Source organism: Frankia sp. CcWB2 (assembly GCF_977927585.1).
The window spans coordinates 9,677-13,432 of record NZ_CDWRCM010000107.1; the positions used below are offsets into that span (position 1 = coordinate 9,677).

General features: G+C 69.0%; 3 protein-coding genes. 2 read left to right on the forward strand and 1 reads right to left on the reverse strand.

Annotated elements, in window-relative coordinates:
• Positions 1-159: 159 nt before the first annotated feature.
• Positions 160-969, forward strand: a complete 810-nt coding sequence (locus ACY45C_RS12730) for an anti-sigma factor RsbA family regulatory protein (protein ID WP_462187840.1) — start codon at positions 160-162, stop codon at positions 967-969.
• Positions 970-1,129: 160 nt separating this feature from the next.
• On the opposite strand, the gene ACY45C_RS12735 is transcribed toward ACY45C_RS12730, so the two are convergent.
• Positions 1,130-2,950 carry a serine/threonine-protein kinase gene (locus ACY45C_RS12735; protein WP_462187836.1) on the reverse strand — a complete coding sequence of 607 codons (1,821 nt, stop codon included), beginning with the start codon at positions 2,948-2,950 and terminating at the stop codon, positions 1,130-1,132.
• 107 nt (positions 2,951-3,057) lie between these two features.
• On the opposite strand from ACY45C_RS12735, the gene ACY45C_RS12740 reads away from it, so the two are divergent.
• On the forward strand, positions 3,058-3,756 hold a 699-nt coding region (locus tag ACY45C_RS12740), incomplete at its 3' end, for a toll/interleukin-1 receptor domain-containing protein (protein ID WP_462187837.1).

The window sequence follows — 3,756 nt, forward strand, 5'->3', positions numbered from 1 at the left end:
CCATCTGTGGCCCGATCGCCGGTGGAAGTGGGCTCGACGGGATTCGCCACGAGGCTTTCCTGTATCAGGGCGACGCCGGTTTCCTCAGCGCAACGCACGATTTCGTGCTCGCCGGGCTCGCGGCCGACGAGGCCGTCCTGGTCGCCGTGACACAGGCGGATACGCCAGTTACGCGCCGCCCTCGGTCGGGCCGCGCAGCGCGTCTCTTTTCTCGACATGGCCGAGCTCGGTCGTAATCCGGCCCGGATTATTTCGGCCTGGCAGGATTTTCTGGACCTCGGTGTCGAACGCGGTCGGCTGGTACGGGGGATCGGCGAGCCGATATGGCTGGACCGGTCCGGCCCGGAGCGGCGAGCATGCATGCTGCACGAGGCGTTGCTCAACGAGGCGTTCGCCGCGCCGCCGGCGTGGCGGCTGCGGTGCCTCTATGCTGTGGGCCGGATCGACTCGCCGCTCGTCGACGAGATCTGGCGCACCCATCCCGTGGTGGTGGAGGGCGGGCTGGGCCGGGTCAGTTCCCGGTATCGATCGCCCGGGTCCGTCGTCGGGGGTCCGGGCCCCGACCCACTGGCCGAGGCCCTGCCGGACCTCGGCGTTCCCCGCATCAAGTTTGCCTTCGGCCCGCACGACCTGGGGCATGTCCGCGCCGAGATGACCCGGGTCGCCTTGGCCCGGGGCCTGGGCGCCGAGCGGACCGGCGAGTTCGAGCTGGCCGTGCACGAGGTCGCCACGAACAGCGTGCACCACGGCGGGGGCCATGGAGTGGTCCGCATCTGGACGGACGACGCCTGCCTGATCTGCGAGGTCCGCGACGGCGGCCGGCTGTACGACCGGTTGGCCGGACGCCGCCGCCCGGACCTGTCCCTGGGCGGCGGCCGCGGGCTGTGGCTCGTCAACCAGTTGTGCGATCTCGTCCAGCTCCGGTCGACCTGGGTTGGCACGACCGTGCGGATGTATATGTACGTCTAAGGAGTCGAAATGAAATAACTTGCGCGTTTCGAACCCTCCACAGGCCTGTGACCTGCGATGATGCTCTCGATCACGTATTTGTTACTTCATTACGTCCCCTAACAGGCTTCGCCCCAGCCCGGCCAAGAATTTTCGGAAAGGTCAAAACTTGCCGGAAAGGTCAGGGCCTGCCAGAAAAGTTGTTGTCCCATTTCGAGCCGGCAGTGGGCTTGGCCACGGGCACGTTGAGCGCCCCCATGGACGCGAGACGGGTCCGCTGCGCGACGGACTCGTCCGCGGACAGTTCGTCCGGCGGCCCCACGTTTACCGGAACGGGAAGCAGGCCCGGCCGCGCCAGGATCTTGGTGGCGACGGAGGGGGAATGCGCCCCTGCCTTGCCGGTCTCGGTCTCGACCGAGCCCGAGGCGCCATGGGCGGCCTTATCGTCACGACCGTCGATCATCCGCCCCGCCTCGACGGGCGCGACCACGGGTTCCTCATCAATCGCGGGGTCGCGGCGAGCGGCGCCGTTCGGATCGATCTCGACCGCCGGATCGGCCGGCTCACCGGCGGGCGGGCGCGGGACCGGGGCGGAGCGGTCCGCCGACCCGGCCGACCCGATCGGGTCCGGCTCGCCGGCCGTGTCCGGTGGGCCGGGCAGGCTCGGTGGGCCGGCGGGCAGGCTTGGCGGGCCGGGCAGGTTCGGTGGCGGCGGGGCCGACGCGGGAAGCATGGTGGAGAGATCGTCGAGGAACAGGTCATCGAGCTCGGCAGCAGCGATCCTGACGGCGACCGAGTCCCACGCGGGTAGCCTGGGCGACCCGGCCGGCCTGGCCTCGAGGCCAGGCACCCGCCCCGGCGGTAGCGGAGGTGGTTCCGTGACCACGCTGTCCGCGTCTCCTCGCACGGTGACCGCGTCCGGCCCGAGGGTGTCTGTTCCCGCGGCGGCGTCCGTTCCCGCGGCCGCGAAGGCGGACCTGGTGAACGCGGGGATGGTCGGCGCCAGATCATCCGCTAGCCGAGGGCTCGCTTTGTTCCCCCGGCGCAGGATCGCGGACAGCGGATTTCGCGGGGCCGACGGGGACGCCTGGGAACCTGGCGCTGGCGCGGCCGACTCCCTGATGTGGTCACTGAGGAAGATCGGGATCGCGGCCAGGGTCAACCAGTTCCGGGTCAGTTCCGCCGCCGCTGCCCGGGCGAGTTCCACCGCGAAGATCTCGGCGGACCGCGGCCGTTCGGACGGATCCTTCGCGAGGGTGCGCGCGACCGCCTCGCGGATCCGCGGTGGCACACTATGCGGTGGCACACTATACGGCAGGGCCGGTGTGGCTTCGAGGTGCAGGCGGCCCAGTTCCGCGACTCCGATTCCGCGTGTGTCGAAGGCCGGGCGACCGGCCAGGAGCTCGAACATGACCAGTCCGAGCGAGTACAGGTCCATGGTCGGGCCGAGTGGCTTTCCCAGCCATTGCTCCGGGGCCATGTAACGCGGCGTGCCAGCGAAGTTGTCGGTCCTGGCGGTGCCGTCCTCGGTCATCCTGGCGATGCCGAAGTCCGTCATCTTCGGCATCCCGCTCTCGGCGAACAGCACATTCTCCGGCTTGACGTCCCGATGCAGGATTCCCGCGCTGTGCGCGGCATCGAGTGCGCCGGCGAGCGCCAGGCCCAGGGCACATGCCGTCTCGATCCGCAGCATCCTGTGCCGGAGGATCTGGCCCAGTGTGCCGCCCGCGAGCAGCTCCATGACGATGGCCACGCCGTTGTCGGCCTCGACGTAGTCGTAGACCTGCACGACGTGCGGGTGGTCGAGGGCGGCGAGCATGCGCGCCTCGCTGTCGAAACTTTCAGTGCTGGATCGGTCACCTTGGATGACCTTGATTGCCACCTCCCGGTCAAGTCGCCGATGCCGAGCCGCGATGACCAGGCCGGAACCGCCTTGGCCGAGGACCGTACCGATCTCATAAGCTGGCAAAGCCGTGCCCAGCCAGTCCCCGATGAAGATCAATCTAACCCCAGTCGTGCTCCGCTTCCCCCTGGCATCGATTATTCTAATCGGACCTCGATCAACCACTGTGGTCGTTGCGGCTGTTCGGGCAGGGGGAGAGCGGACGGATGCGCGAGGGACCTGGTCGGCGCGCCAAAATCTTCATTAGTTACGCTCGGCGCGATCGAGCCTGGGCGGAATGGATTGCCTGGCAGCTCGAACACATCGAGACGAATCCGTTCGCCGTCGAACTCGACGTGTGGGACTGGGCCGCGGGGCGCAACTTCGTCGCGGCGATGAGCAGTGCGCTCGGCCAGGCCGATCATGTCGTCGCGGTCCTGTCCCAGGCTTATCTCGAATCCGGGGATTACGCCATCGAACAGTGGGCCGACGCGCTCGTCCAAGACGACGGGAAACGCGACCGGCTGATTCCGGTGCGTATCGAGCCGATGTGTTCCCCACCCCTGCTGCGGGCCAGAATCCAGGCCGATCTGTCGGGCGTCGACGAGGCCACGGCCCGGCAACGGCTGTTCGAGGCCGTGCGCGGTCCGCAGCGCCCCACGGCGGCGCCCGATTTTCCTGGTCCGATCGCCCCGCCGGGGGGTGCCGAGGCCGAGGATGTCTCCACCGGACCGCGCCTGCCCGGCGCGTTGCCGCCGATCTGGAACATCCCACCGGCGAACCCGGACTTCATCGGCCGGGACCACGTGCTCGTCGAACTGCGTGAGCGGTTGCTCTCGGGCGGCACGGCGATGATCCAGGCGCTGCACGGCCTGGGCGGGGTGGGAAAATCCCAGCTTGCCATCGAGTACGCGCACCGGCACGCC